12 protein-coding genes and 1 pseudogene are annotated in these 12,898 nt (G+C 63.5%); 6 read left to right on the top strand and 7 right to left on the bottom strand.

Translation table 11 applies throughout. The features are described from left to right. Positions 1-115 precede the first annotated feature (115 nt). The 3 genes from ONG87_RS00360 to ONG87_RS00350 form a co-directional block, all read right to left on the bottom strand. A complete protein-coding gene (locus ONG87_RS00360) occupies positions 116-2,065 on the bottom strand; it encodes a GGDEF domain-containing protein (protein WP_264382008.1) in 1,950 nt (649 codons plus the stop codon). 83 nt (positions 2,066-2,148) lie between these two features. Beyond that, on the bottom strand, positions 2,149-2,784 hold the full coding sequence (locus ONG87_RS00355) for a thiol:disulfide interchange protein DsbA/DsbL (protein ID WP_122480100.1): 636 nt from the start codon (positions 2,782-2,784) through the stop codon (positions 2,149-2,151). Between the two features lie 200 nt (positions 2,785-2,984). Next, on the bottom strand, positions 2,985-3,590 hold the full coding sequence (locus ONG87_RS00350) for a cytochrome c (protein ID WP_264382007.1): 606 nt from the start codon (positions 3,588-3,590) through the stop codon (positions 2,985-2,987). A 178-nt stretch (positions 3,591-3,768) separates the two neighbouring features. Here ONG87_RS00350 and yihA point away from each other — a divergent pair, with 178 nt between their 5' ends. Continuing rightward, positions 3,769-4,407, top strand: coding sequence for a ribosome biogenesis GTP-binding protein YihA/YsxC (gene yihA, locus ONG87_RS00345; protein ID WP_122480098.1), 639 nt, complete (start codon positions 3,769-3,771; stop codon positions 4,405-4,407). A gap of 595 nt (positions 4,408-5,002) precedes the next feature. Here yihA and polA read toward each other — a convergent pair. Next, positions 5,003-7,767, bottom strand: a pseudogene (gene polA, locus ONG87_RS00340) (DNA polymerase I). 89 nt (positions 7,768-7,856) lie between these two features. Here polA and ONG87_RS00335 point away from each other — a divergent pair. Further along, the gene (locus tag ONG87_RS00335) at positions 7,857-8,144 is read left to right on the top strand and encodes a DUF2782 domain-containing protein (RefSeq protein WP_264382006.1); all 288 of its coding nucleotides are present in this window, start codon (positions 7,857-7,859) and stop codon (positions 8,142-8,144) included. 64 nt (positions 8,145-8,208) lie between these two features. Next, entirely contained in the window at positions 8,209-9,159 is a 951-nt protein-coding gene (locus tag ONG87_RS00330) for a homoserine kinase (protein ID WP_185794585.1), read from the top strand. 110 nt (positions 9,160-9,269) lie between these two features. Here ONG87_RS00330 and ONG87_RS00325 read toward each other — a convergent pair whose 3' ends face one another. Next, on the bottom strand, positions 9,270-10,181 hold the full coding sequence (locus ONG87_RS00325) for a zinc ABC transporter substrate-binding protein (protein WP_264382890.1): 912 nt from the start codon (positions 10,179-10,181) through the stop codon (positions 9,270-9,272). Positions 10,182-10,256: 75 nt separating this feature from the next. Here ONG87_RS00325 and ONG87_RS00320 point away from each other — a divergent pair, with 75 nt between their 5' ends. The 3 genes from ONG87_RS00320 to znuB are packed head-to-tail and all read left to right on the top strand — an operon-like array spanning position 10,257 to position 12,284. Then, complete coding sequence (locus tag ONG87_RS00320; RefSeq protein ID WP_122480095.1) at positions 10,257-10,739, top strand: Fur family transcriptional regulator; 483 nt, start codon at positions 10,257-10,259, stop codon at positions 10,737-10,739. Continuing rightward, complete coding sequence (gene znuC / locus ONG87_RS00315; protein ID WP_122480094.1) at positions 10,739-11,509, top strand: zinc ABC transporter ATP-binding protein ZnuC; 771 nt, start codon at positions 10,739-10,741, stop codon at positions 11,507-11,509. Before ONG87_RS00320 ends, znuC begins: the two co-directional genes overlap by 1 nt. Further along, positions 11,502-12,284, top strand: a complete 783-nt coding sequence (gene znuB / locus ONG87_RS00310) for a zinc ABC transporter permease subunit ZnuB (protein ID WP_122480093.1) — start codon at positions 11,502-11,504, stop codon at positions 12,282-12,284. Before znuC ends, znuB begins: the two co-directional genes overlap by 8 nt. Before the next feature lie 24 nt (positions 12,285-12,308). Here the strand turns inward: znuB and ONG87_RS00305 are convergent, their stop codons facing one another. Continuing rightward, a complete protein-coding gene (locus ONG87_RS00305) occupies positions 12,309-12,575 on the bottom strand; it encodes a type II toxin-antitoxin system RelE/ParE family toxin (RefSeq protein ID WP_264382005.1) in 267 nt (88 codons plus the stop codon). Continuing rightward, a complete protein-coding gene (locus ONG87_RS00300; protein WP_264382004.1) occupies positions 12,559-12,786 on the bottom strand; it encodes a CopG family transcriptional regulator in 228 nt (75 codons plus the stop codon). The genes ONG87_RS00305 and ONG87_RS00300 overlap by 17 nt, the downstream gene beginning before the upstream one ends. Between the last annotated feature and the right edge of the window lie 112 nt (positions 12,787-12,898).

Genomic DNA, 12,898 nt, shown 5'->3' with positions numbered 1-12,898 from the left:
GGTTCGGGAACAGGGCATCAGCATAGCGTAGCCGGTTGTCTGGATTCAGCGGGCATGCGTTACGTCGCGTTGCCGAATGTTGCGCGCGCGTCCGTGGCGGGATGGCGCGGGAGCCTCAGGGAGCCGGCTCGATCTGGTTGCGTCCCGCTTCCTTGGCGCGGTAGAGCGCCTGATCCGCGCGCTTGAGCACCTGACTGGCATTCTCACCGGGTTTGAACACTGCTACGCCGGCCGACATCGTCACGCTCACACGCTCGCCCTTGAAATGAAAAGGGCATTGTTCGACGGCCGCACGCAGGCGTTCGAGCAGACGGCTGCCGCCGCCCAGATCGCTGCCCGGCATCAGCAGGGCGAACTCTTCGCCACCGAAGCGGGCGATGAAATCGTCACCGCGCAAGCCTTTGCGCAGCACGTTTGCGATGATCTTCAAGACCTTGTCGCCGGCCTGATGACCAAAGGTGTCGTTGATCGACTTGAAGTGATCCAGGTCAAGTATGGCCAGCAGCAGGCCATTGCCGGTCTGCTGCGAGCGGACATGCTCCAGGACCAGTCGCTCGCTCCAGGCAGCTCGGTTAGGCAGGCCGGTGAGCGGATCAAGCAAGGCCTTGTTGCGCTGCTGCTCGAGCTTGTCGCGGTAGTCGAGGGCCTCGCGTTCCATGCTCGTCACACGCTCGCCCAAGCCCTGCAGGCGCGCGGTGATTTCCTGTTCGCGTGCCTCGCGCTGCAGGCGGTGCTGCTCCATGCTGGCCAGCAAGCCCTCGAGCCGGCTTTCCAGCACCTGCTTGAGGCCGTCGATATCGACAGCGCCACGCATGCTCGTCTGCAACCCGTCGACGTGTTCACGCAGTACGTCGTCCAATGCCAGGGCGGCGCTGCGCGAGTCGGCATGGTCGCCATGGGTCAGCTGCAACTGGCGCTGGAAATTCTCCAGGCGCTGGTTGAGCTGTTGCAGGTAGCGTTCGAACTCCTGCTGACTGCCGTCATTGACGGCCAGCATCAATACGGCGAGCTCATCGAGCACCGGCAGCAGCTCGTACCAGTTCAGCCCGCGCTGGATGCGCGCGTGCATGGCCTGGGCCTGGGCCATGTAGCGCTCGGGCAAGGTCAACTCGCTGAGCAGCTCGAGCAGGGTGGTTTCGATATGGCTGGCAACGCTGCTGTACGGCGGTTCAAGGCTGGCCGGCAAGGCATAGAAAGCCTGTTCATCGGTCAGGCCGCTGTCGAGCACCTGCAGCTGTTCAGCGGGCTTCTCGGTGGGCTGCTCGACCAAGGGCGATGCCACGGGGTCTGCAGCGCCAAGCGCGGGTGCTTCACTGGCAGTATTGCTCGCTGGCAGGCGCAGGTCGGCCACTGCCAAGGCAACAGCGAGCGGGGCAGACTGCGGCGCCGGCTCGTCTGCAATGGCTACGGGGGCCGCGTGAGCGTCGGACACTGCAGTGTCAGATTCCGCAGTGACAGGATCAGGCGTCGAGCCGGCCATTGCCGGTGCATCCTGCGCTGCGGGCACGGGCATGGACTGCACAGGGCTGGCGTCGGCCGGATCGGGGCTGCCGAACAAGCGCTGCAGCAGGCCCGCCCGCTGCGCGCGCAAGGGTCGGTCGAGGGTATTGAGCGCCTGCTCCTGCAAACCACTGAGCTCACTGAGCAGCAAGGGCATCTCGCGCGCCTGTCCAGCCCGCTCTTCAAGGCCCTGGGCGAGCTTTTTCAAAGGTTTGCTGACATCGCGCGGCAGCGGCAGCGACTGCAGTTGCGTAACCAGAGCCCCCAGCGCGGTGCCTATCTGCTGCACCCGGGACTGTCGGCGCTTCTCGGACTCCAGCACGGCAATTTCCAGACGCGGAATCAGCGCCGCCAGCCGAGCGTCCATGTCGTCGCCACGCAGCACCTCGCGCATCTCCTTCATGCAGACATCCACCGCCCGGTCGCTGCCTTCGGCCGCAAGGCTGCTGCGCACCAAGCCTCGACGCAGCAGGTCGAGACGGGCGTTCCAGCGCCGCTCGAGCTTTTCCTGCTGGTCGATGCTTTGCAGGTATTTCTCTTTCCAGCGCTGGCTGTCGTCACTCATGACAAGGATTGCTCGTTGACCTGCAGCTCACACCCACCCGCGATGGGTGCGCTGCGAAAACGTCGTATCGCGGGTGATGCCGCTTACTTGGCGGCACGTTCCTTGGCAATCAGCTGGTCGGCCACGTTCAGGGTCTGCTCGGGACCACCGGCGGTGCCCAGGTCGAAGCGGTACTTTCCGTTGACGATCATGGTCGGCACGCCGGAGATTTCATACTTCTTGGCCAGCTCCTTGGCCTTGGCGATCTGGCCCTTGATGGCGAAAGAGTTGAAGGTCTGCAGGAATTTTTCCTTGTCCACGCCCTGGGTGGCGACGAATTCGGCCATGTCCTCGGGTTTGATCAGCGGCTTGTGTTCCTTCTGGATGGCATTGAACACGGCGTTGTGGACCTTGTGCTCCACACCCATGGCTTCCAGGGTCAGGAACAGCTGGCCATGGGCATCCCACGGGCCGCCGAACATGGCTGGAATACGGACGAAATTGACGTCGGCCGGGAGCTTCTCGACCCAAGGGTTGATGGTCGGCTCGAACGCGTAGCAATGCGGGCAGCCGTACCAGAACATCTCGACGACTTCGATCTTGCCGGGCTCGGCGACGGCTACCGGGCTGTTCAGTTGAACGTAGGTCTTGCCGGCTTCCAGCGGCACATCCGCCGCCTGGGCGGTCACGCCCATGGCACTGGCGACAACGAGGAAGGCGCCGAAAATCAGATTACGCATGCGTGACTCCTGAGCAGTTTCATACAAGGGACGGATCGGTGCCAGCACCGGACCTGCCTGATCGAGGTGGCTAGTGTAACGGCAGTGATGTCAAAAAAGGGTGGACGAGGAGGGCCTTTGCGCTATTTTCATGGCCCAATAGATGTAACCAGGCGTAAGCCGCCCGCGAAGGCCCGCACCTGGCCAAAGCTTGAACGTGTTCAGCGCAGGGCCTGAATATAAGTGGCCAGGGCTGCAATATTGTCATCGCTGAGCCTGCCCGCAATGTCGTGCATGATCGCGGCAACATCGCCCTCTTGGCGAAAAGCGGTCAGCCGCTTGATCAGGTACGGTGCATGCTGACCCCGCAGCTGTGGAAAGCCGGCCAGTGCGGTACCGGCACCCTCGGGAGCGTGGCAGCCGCTGCAGGCAGGTACACCCAGCGCCGGGTCGCCACTGCGGTAGAGGTCCTGCCCACGCTGCGCCAAGACGGCTGCGGCTTCCGTGGGGGCGGGCGTCTGCTCGGCGTACCAGGCGGCGATGTCGAGCAGATCCTGGTCGCTCAGCTCAGCCAGCGTACCGGCCATTTCCGGGACCACGCGACGGTTTTCGCGGATGTCCAGCAACTGCTCGTTCAGGTAGCGCTCGCCCTGGCCGGCCAGCTTCGGAAAGATCGGCACCAGGCTGTTGCCGTTCGGGCCGTGGCACGCCGCACACAGTGTCGTCAGTGGCTGCCCTCGGGCGCTGTCGCCCGTCGTGCCGGCAGCACTTGCCGCGCTGCTGGCCAGCAGCGCGCAGAGCAGGCCCATCACACGCATTGCGCTCATCGACTGATCCAACCAAGGTGAAGTTCTCGACCTGCCGCACCGTACGGCCGGCCTGGGCGCATTATGCCCGCACGCAGGCCATTGCCGGCAAAATCACCCACATATTGTCCAGCCCTATATACTTCGCTGCATCGTTCTTGCGGCTGCTGCATCGGGCCCTGCCTCTACCGGAAATCACATGCAACTCAAAAACCCCATCCTGGGCCTGTGCCAACAGGCTACCTTTTCGCTCAGCGCCGCCAAGGTCGAGCAGTGCCCCGATGACGAAGGGTTCGAGGTCGCGTTCGCTGGCCGTTCCAATGCCGGCAAGTCCAGCGCCTTGAACACCCTGACCCACGCCAGCCTGGCACGGACCTCGAAAACCCCAGGGCGCACGCAGCTGCTCAACTTCTTCAACCTGGACGAGGAGCGGCGCCTGGTCGACTTGCCCGGCTACGGCTACGCCAAGGTTCCGATCCCGCTCAAGCTGCACTGGCAGCGCCACCTGGAAGCGTATCTGGGCAGTCGTGAAAGCCTCAAGGGGCTGATTCTGATGATGGACATCCGCCATCCGATGACCGACTTCGACCTGTTGATGCTCGACTGGTCGGTGGCCAGCCACATGCCCATGCACATTCTGCTGACCAAGGCCGACAAGCTGACCTACGGCGCAGCCAAGAATACCCTGCTCAAGGTTCAGGCCGAGATCCACAAGGGGTGGGGCGACGCCGTCAGCATCCAGCTGTTCTCCGCGCCCAAGCGCCTTGGCCTGGAAGATGCCTACACGGTGCTGGCACGCTGGATGGAGCTGCCGGACAAGAACACAGCCGAGGCCTGAGCCCGGAGTGAGAAAATCCGGGCAAAAAAAACCCCGGACTTCGTATGGGGAGGGGGAAGTCTGGGGCTCAAGGTCCGAACCGCTGAGGGTCCGGATATCTGCCAACACTTAACACAACATAGGAGCATCGAAAGGCTTCACTAGCCAATCCCAACGTCTGACTGGGACAGGCCGGGGGAGTTCCTTGGCAGATGCAAACTATTTGCGATAAGTCGTTGGTTTCATGTGGGGTTCAGGTTTCTCATCTGGCGTGGATTCAGCGTGTGCCCCTTCGCGGCCGCTGACCGCTCCTACAGAAAGCATGAGCATCCGTAGGCATGGTCGGCGACCACGAAGCAGCAACACCGCGCCGAACCAGTGCGCAAAAGTCCGTAGGAGCGGTCAGCGGCCGCGAAACAGCAACACCGCGTCGAAGCAGTGCGCGGAAGCCCGTAGGAGCGGTCAGCGGCCGCGAAGCAGCAACACCGCGCCGGATCAGCGCGCAAAAGCCCGTAGGAGCGGTCAGCGGCCGCAAAGCAGCAACACCGCGCCGGATCAGCGCGCAAAAGCCCGTAGGAGCGGTCAGCGGCCGCGAAGCCGTCAACCCGGTTTCGAATCAGTGCGCCTCGTCCCAGTTGGAACCCACGCCGACTTCCACCAGCAAGGGCACGTCGAGTTGCGCGGCGCCGCTCATGTACGGGCGGATCTGGGTGCCGATCTGCTCGACCAGGTCCTCGCGCACTTCCAGCACCAATTCATCGTGCACTTGCAGGATGACGCGTGCGTCCAGCCCGCTTTCGGCCAGCCAGTTGTCCACCGCAACCATGGCGCGTTTGATGATATCGGCAGCCGTACCCTGCATCGGCGCGTTGATCGCGGTGCGTTCGGCCCGCGGCGCAGGGCGGGGTTCTTGGCGTTGATGTCCGGCACGTACAGGCGACGCCCGAACAGGGTTTCGACGAAGCCCTGTTCGGCGGCCTGGGCGCGGGTGCGCTCCATGTACTCGAGCACGCCCGGATACTGGGCGAAATAGCGGTCGATATAGGCCTGCGACTGCTTGCGGTCGACGCCGATCTGCTTGGCCAGGCCGAACGCGCTCATGCCGTAGATCAAGCCAAAGTTGATCGCCTTGGCACTGCGCCGCTGGTCGGTGGTGACCTGCGCCAGGTCTACCCCGAACACTTCCGCAGCCGTGGCCCGGTGCACGTCCAGATCGTTCTGGAAGGCATGCAGCAAGCCTTCGTCCTTGGCCAGGTGAGCCATGATGCGCAGCTCGATCTGCGAGTAGTCGGCCGCCAGCAGGCGATACCCGGGCGCCGCGATGAAAGCCTGACGGATGCGCCGACCCTCGGCGGTGCGGATGGGGATGTTCTGCAGGTTCGGGTCACTGGAAGACAGGCGTCCAGTGGCGGCGACCGCTTGATGGTAGGACGTGTGGATGCGCCCGGTGCGCGGGTTGATCTGCTCGGGCAGGCGGTCGGTGTAGGTGCTCTTGAGCTTGCTCATGGAACGGTACTGCATGAGCACCTTGGGCAACGGATAGTCCTGCTCGGCCAGTTCGGCGAGCACCGCTTCTGCCGTGGAGGCTTGGCCCTTGGCTGTCTTGGAGATGATCGGCAAGCCGAGTTTCTCGTAGAGAATCACCCCCAATTGCTTGGGTGATCCCAGGTTGAACTCCTCGCCGGCGATCTCGAACGCTTCGCGCTCCAGGGCAACCATCTTTTCACCCAGTTCCACGCTCTGGATACCCAGCAGCTTGGCATCGACCAGCGCGCCCTGGCGCTCGATCCGTGCCAGCACCGGCACCAGCGGCATTTCGATGTCCTGCAGCACGGGCAGCAAGCTGGGCACTGCATCCAGCTTGGCCTGGAACAGTTGATGCAGGCGCAGGGTGATGTCGGCGTCTTCGGCAGCGTAGGGGCCGGCCTGTTCCAGCGCGATCTGGTCGAAGGTCAGCTGCTTGGCGCCCTTGCCGGCGATGTCGGCGAACTTGATCGTGGTGTGGTTCAGGTACTTGAAGGCGAGGCTGTCCATGTCGTGCCGAGTGGCGGTGGAGTCGAGCACGTAGGATTCGAGCATGGTGTCGAAGGCCACGCCCTGCACGTCTATGCCGTTGTCCTGGACGCCACCGATGGCACAGTTGGCGAGGATATTGATGTCGTACTTGGCGTGCTGGCCGACCTTGAGCTTGCGCGGATCCTCGAGCAGCGGCTTGAGCGCCAGCAGCACGGTATCGCGGTCGAGCTGTTCGGGCACGCCCATGTAGGAGTGCGTGAGCGGAATGTAGGCGGCTTCGTGGGGTTCGACCGCGAAGGAGATGCCTACCAGCTGCGCGCGCTGGGCATCCAGGCCGGTGGTCTCGGTGTCGAAGGCGAACAGGCTGGCCTGTTCGAGCTTCTGCAGCCAGACATCGAAGCGAGCCTGGTCGAGAATCGTTTCGTAGCGTACTTCGATGGCCGCGACCGGCTCCTGCGCCGGAGCCAGTTCTTCGCCGGCGCGCCGGGCTTCACGCTCGACGTCTTCGATCCAGCTGCGGAACTCCAGCTCGCTGTAGATGGCAAGCAGTGCATCGCGATCCAGCTCGCTGCACATCAGTTGGTCGACTTCCACGTCCAGCGGTACGTCGATCTTGATGGTGGCCAGTTCATAAGAGAGGAAAGCCATTGCCCGGTGCTCTTCCAGCTTGGCGGGCAGCGCCTTGGCGCCGCGAATGGCCAGGGCCGGGACCTTGTCGAGGTTCTCGTAGAGTTCCTTGAGGCCGCCGCCGATGCCGGTCAGCAGGCCCTGAGCGGTTTTTTCGCCCACGCCCGGCACGCCGGGGATGTTGTCGACCTTGTCACCCATCAGGGCCAGGAAGTCGATGATGTGCTCGGGACCGACGCCGAACTTCTCCTTGACGCCGGCGATGTCCAGCACGCTGCCGGTCATGGTGTTGACCAGGGTGATGTGGCCGTCGACCAGTTGCGCCATGTCCTTGTCACCCGTGGAAATGACCACCGGGCGATCGGCTGCCGCGCTGCTGCGGGCCAGGGTGCCGATGACGTCGTCAGCCTCGACGTTATCCACGCACAGCAATGGATAGCCCAGGGCCCGGACGCAGGCGTGCAGTGGCTCGACCTGTACCCGCAGGTCGTCGGGCATGCTCGGGCGGTTGGCCTTGTAGTCGCCGTAGAGGGCATCGCGGAACGTCCCGCCCTTGGCGTCGAAGACCACCGCGAACGGGCTGTCCGGATACTGCCGACGCAGACTCTTGAGCATGTTCAGCACGCCCTTCACCGCACCCGTGGGCATGCCCTTGGAGGTGGCCAGCGGCGGCAGTGCGTGGAACGCCCGGTACAGATAGGAAGAACCGTCCACCAGGACGAGAGGAGCTTTGCTCATGAGCAGAATCAACCTTTTCGGCAAGCCCGGCGTTAGAATGCCCGGAGCTGTGACAACGAGAACTGTGACAACAAAGGGACAAGGTTATCATGCGTAACGTAAAACACCTGTTGCTCGCGGCTCTGCTGTTGACCAGCCCGCTGATGACCCTGGCTGCGGACGACGCGCCTTCGGCCGATCCGGACGTGACCATTCGCCAGGACGGCGACAAGACCATCAAGGAGTATCGCCAGAACGGCTTCCTGTATGCGATCAAGATCACCCCGAAGCACGGCAAGCCGTATTTCCTGGTGCGTGCCGATGGCACCGATGACAATTTCATCCGCTCCGACCAGCCGGACATGCTGATCCCGGCCTGGAAAATCTTCGAGTGGTGAGGCTGTAACCTTCAATTCAACCGGGCGCCGCCCCTTGCGGCGCCAGTATGGGCAAATCTACGACATGTCTGTGTTTACACCCTTGACCCGCGCCGAGCTCGAAACCTTTCTGGCCCCCTATGGCCTTGGCCGTCTGCGGGACTTCCAGGGAATTGCCGCCGGTACCGAGAACAGCAACTTCTTCATCAGCCTGGAGCAGGGTGAATACGTGCTGACGCTGGTCGAGCGCGGGCCGACCCAGGATTTGCCGTTCTTCATCGAACTGCTCGATGTACTGCACGACGCTCGGCTGTCGGTGCCCTATGCCTTGCGCACCACCGAGGGCGTGGCGCTGCGCACGCTTGCAGGCAAGCCGGCCCTGCTGCAGCCGCGCCTGGACGGTCGCCATGTGCAGGCGCCGAACAACCAGCACTGTGTGCAGGTGGGCGAGTTGCTGGGGCACATTCACACCGCCACCCTCGACGCACCGTTGGTACGCCGCACCGACCGTGGCCTGGACTGGATGCTGGAAGAGGGCGAGAAGCTGGTCGCCGACCTGGATACTGCAGCCGCGGCGCTGCTGCGTCCGGCCCTGGCCGAGATCCAGGCGCATCACGCACAGATTCTGGCACTGCCACAGGCCAACCTGCACGGCGACCTGTTCCGTGACAACGTGATGTTCGAGGGCACCCACCTGACGGGTGTGATCGACTTCTACAACGCCTGCTCCGGGCCGATGCTGTATGACCTGGCGATTACCGTGAACGACTGGTGCTCGGATGAGCACGGTACCCTCGATGCGCCACGCGCGCGGGCATTGCTGGGTGCCTATGCAGCCCTGCGGCCATTCACTGCGGCAGAGGCACAGCTGTGGCCACTGATGTTGCGTGTGGCTTGCGTGCGGTTCTGGCTGTCGCGCCTGATCGCGGCGCAGTCGTTTGCCGGGATGGATGTGTTGATCCATGATCCCAAGGAGTTTCAGGACCGGTTGGCGCTGCGGCAGAAAGTTGGGGTGCCGTTGCCGTTTGCTTTTTAGGGCTTGAGACCGTGGGGCGGCCTTCGCGGGCAGAGCCCGCTCCCACAGGAACCTGCGTCTAGCCTGAACCTTCTCTCACAGGGCAGGGGTTCAGGCATGTGCGAGGAGCTTCAGAGCTTTTCCAGGCAGCCGGCGAGGTTGTCGGCCAGATTGCCCAGCATGGTTTCGTAGCCGGTTGCGGTGGCGTCTTCGAAGCCGCCCAGAGCGTCCAGCTCGGCCAGGGTCACCGGCAGCCCGGCAGTCAGGGTCTGCGCCAGCTTGGGGCGCATCGGCGGCTCGCTGAACACGCACGTCTTGCCCACTTCCTGCAGGCGCTGACGCATCGCGGCAACATGCTGTGCGCCGGGTTGTACTTCGGCGGCCACGGCGAATACACCCGCATGCTTGAGGCCGTAGGCCTCTTCGAAATAATCGAACGCCTCGTGGAAGACGAAGTAGGGCTTGCCCTGAATGCCAGCCACCCGAGCGGCCAGACGTGTGTCCAAGGCCTGCAGGCGTTGCGTGAAGGCGGTCAGGTTGGCCTGGTAGCGCGGCGCATTGGCAGGGTCGGCAGCGGACAGGTCGGCGGCCATGCGCGTGGCGATCACCCGGGCATTGACCGTCGAGAGCCACAGGTGGGCGTCCAGGGTGCCCGGGCGATGGTCGTGATCGTGGTCCGATGCTTCCTCGTCATGGCCGTGGCTGTCTTCGGCAAAATGCCGCAGGTGCATGCCCGGCAGCGTCTGGATCGAGACCGTCGGCTTCTGCCGAGTCTGCAGCACGCGCGGCAGAAAACCTTCCATGTCCGGGCCGATCCAGTACAGCAGATCGGCGTCGGCCACCCGCCGCACGTCCGATGGCCGCAGGGCGTAATGGTGCGGCGAGGCACCGGGCGGCAGCAGCACTTCGGGCTGGCCGACACCGTCCTGCACGGCGGCCGCAATCAGCTGCACCGGCTTGATGCTGGTCAATACCCGCACTTGCGCCTGTGCCGGCAGGGCGGTCAGGCACGCGGCGAGCAAACCGATGGAAAGAGCAAAAATACGAACCACAATGAACACTCTCGGGGGCAAGAACAGGTAACATAATAACGTCTCTATCAGAATTCGTCGCCGCTCATGTCCAAAACACCGCTGGCCAGCCGTCCCCACGACCACTCACATTGCGTGCACCACGCGCTGAGCGAAGCCGATGCCTTGTGCCTGAAACAGGGCCTGCGCCTGACCGCCTTGCGTCGTCGCGTGTTGGAACTGGTCTGGCAAAGCCACAAGCCACTGGGTGCCTACGATATCCTCGCCGTGCTCAGCGAACAGGACGGCCGCCGCGCGGCGCCCCCCACGGTCTACCGCGCCCTGGATTTTCTGCTCGACAACAACCTGGTGCACCGCATTGCCTCGCTCAACGCCTTCATTGGCTGCAACCATCCCGAGCATGCGCATCAGGGCCAGTTCCTGATCTGCCGCGCCTGCCACGTGGCCGTGGAGCTGGAGCACAAGACCATCAGCGACGCCATCGTCGAAAGCGCCCTGGGTGTCGGCTTCGTCGTCGAGGGGCAAACCGTGGAAGTGGTCGGCCTGTGCGCGGCCTGTCAGGGGGCGTGATGAGCGAAGCATTGATCCGCCTGGACCAGGTCACGGTGGCATTCGCCGGCCAGCGGGTGCTCGATGACATCCACTTGTGCGTGCAGCCCGGCGAAATCGTGACGTTGATCGGCCCCAATGGCGCCGGCAAGACCACCCTGGTGCGTGCCGTGCTCGGGTTGCTCAAGCCCGATTCGGGCAGCGTGTGGCGCAAGCCGCGACTGCGCATCGGCTACATGCCGCAGAAGCTGCACGTGGATCCCACCCTGCCGCTGTCGGTCCTGCGCTTTTTGCGCCTGGTGCCGGGTGTGGACCGTGCCCGCGCTCTGGCGGCGCTGGAAGAAGTAGGCGCCGCGCAGACCATCGACAGCCCGATCCAGACGGTGTCCGGCGGTGAGATGCAGCGGGTGCTGCTGGCCCGGGCACTGTTGCGCGAGCCGGAACTGCTGGTGCTCGACGAGCCGGTGCAAGGCGTCGACGTGGCCGGCCAGGCCGAACTGTATGCCCTGATCACGCGCCTGCGCGAACGCCACGGCTGCGGTGTGCTGATGGTTTCCCACGACCTGCACCTGGTCATGAGCACCACCGACCAGGTGGTCTGCCTGAACCGGCATGTGTGCTGCTCCGGGCACCCTGCACAGGTCAGCGGTGATCCGGCATTCGTCGAGCTGTTCGGCAGCCACGCTCCCAGCCTGGCCATCTATCACCACCATCACGACCATGCCCATGACCTGCACGGCAGCGTGGTCAGTGACACTCATGTACACGGAGACAGCTGCAAGCATGGCTGATTTTTTACTGTATGCCTTGCTGGCGGGGCTTTCCCTGGCAGTGGTGGCGGGACCGCTGGGCTCGTTCGTGGTGTGGCGGCGCATGGCGTATTTCGGCGACACCTTGTCCCACGCGGCCTTGCTGGGCGTGGCCCTGGGCTTCGTGCTCGACATCAGCCCGGCACTGGCGGTCACGGTAGGCTGCCTGCTGCTGGCGATACTACTGGTGACCCTGCAGCAACGCCAGCCGCTGGCCTCGGACACCCTGTTGGGGATTCTCGCGCCCAGCACCCTGTCGTTGGGTCTGGTGGTGCTGAGCTTCATGCACGACGTGCGCATCGACCTGATGGGTTATCTGTTTGGTGATCTGCTGGCGATCAGTCCGACCGATTTGTATTGGATCATCGGTGGCAGTGTGGCCGTGCTCGCGCTGTTGATCGCCCTGTGGCGGCCGTTGCTGGCAATCACCGTTCACGAAGAGCTGGCACGGATCGAAGGACTGCCCGTGGCGGGCCTGCGCATGGCCTTGATGCTGCTGATTGCGGTGGTGATCGCGGTGGCAATGAAGATCGTCGGGGTGTTGCTGATCACCTCATTGCTGATCATCCCGGCGGCAGCCGCACAGCGGCATGCGCGCTCCCCCGAGCAGATGGCGCTGGGTGCCAGTGTGCTGGGGGTGATCGCGGTATGTGCCGGGCTGGCGTTGTCGTGGTTCAAGGACACGCCGGCCGGGCCTTCGATCGTGGTCAGTGCGGCGCTGTTGTTTTTGCTGAGTTTTGCGTTGCCCAAGCGGTAGTGGAGTGGCCGGCGCGAGTCGCTGTTATCTGTACACCTCGCGTCGATTGCCCAGCTGTACGACCAGCACTCGCAGGGCTCCGTCCTGGATATCGCAAACCACTTGGAAATCTTCAATCCGATATCGCCACAAACCGCCCAGCGGACCCGTCAGCGCTTTGCCCGTGCTGCGCGGGTCATCCCGACCGCCAATGCGCTCGTCCATGAAGTCGAGGATGCGCCTGGCTGTCTGTTTGTCGAGTTTGCGTAACTGGGTTCTGGCCGTATCGGTGTAATCAATCGTCCAGGCCAAGGTCTTTCCTTACGTCCGCTGCCGAATGCACGGTTTCCCGACCTTTGCGAACCCGCTCCAGTACTTCCGCCGCAAGGTAGTAGTCCTCAAGGTCACTCAGGCCATTGTCGATGATTTGACGCAAGTAATAGGCTTTGGTCCGCCCAGTGCTGCTCGCCAGGAAATCGAGACGCTGCTCGGTTTCAGGGGCAAGGCGAATGGAAGTTGCCATGTCGAGGGCTCCTGTGTAATACCTGTATTCACTGTATCACAAAGCGGTGTCTGGACACGGCACAGACCCCGCTTGCTTCGGCCAAAGAGTCGTGGCTCTAGCGATTTTCGGC

The sequence above is a fragment of the Pseudomonas sp. MM227 genome (genome assembly GCF_947090715.1).
Classification (GTDB): domain Bacteria; phylum Pseudomonadota; class Gammaproteobacteria; order Pseudomonadales; family Pseudomonadaceae; genus Aquipseudomonas; species Aquipseudomonas baltica.
The sequence above is the reverse complement of the archived record's forward strand: the minus strand, read 5'-3'. Positions and strand labels throughout refer to the sequence as shown.

Bases quoted from the DNA above. Each gene is read 5' to 3' on its own strand.
- ONG87_RS00360 (WP_264382008.1), bottom strand. From the start codon at position 2,065: ATGAGTGACGACAGCCAGCGCTGGAAAGAGAAATACCTGCAAAGCATC.
- ONG87_RS00355 (WP_122480100.1), bottom strand. From the start codon at position 2,784: ATGCGTAATCTGATTTTCGGCGCCTTCCTCGTTGTCGCCAGTGCCATG.
- ONG87_RS00350 (WP_264382007.1), bottom strand. From the start codon at position 3,590: ATGAGCGCAATGCGTGTGATGGGCCTGCTCTGCGCGCTGCTGGCCAGC.
- yihA (WP_122480098.1), top strand. From the start codon at position 3,769: ATGCAACTCAAAAACCCCATCCTGGGCCTGTGCCAACAGGCTACCTTT.
- ONG87_RS00335 (WP_264382006.1), top strand. From the start codon at position 7,857: ATGCGTAACGTAAAACACCTGTTGCTCGCGGCTCTGCTGTTGACCAGC.
- ONG87_RS00330 (WP_185794585.1), top strand. From the start codon at position 8,209: ATGTCTGTGTTTACACCCTTGACCCGCGCCGAGCTCGAAACCTTTCTG.
- ONG87_RS00320 (WP_122480095.1), top strand. From the start codon at position 10,257: ATGTCCAAAACACCGCTGGCCAGCCGTCCCCACGACCACTCACATTGC.
- znuC (WP_122480094.1), top strand. From the start codon at position 10,739: ATGAGCGAAGCATTGATCCGCCTGGACCAGGTCACGGTGGCATTCGCC.
- znuB (WP_122480093.1), top strand. From the start codon at position 11,502: ATGGCTGATTTTTTACTGTATGCCTTGCTGGCGGGGCTTTCCCTGGCA.
- ONG87_RS00300 (WP_264382004.1), bottom strand. From the start codon at position 12,786: ATGGCAACTTCCATTCGCCTTGCCCCTGAAACCGAGCAGCGTCTCGAT.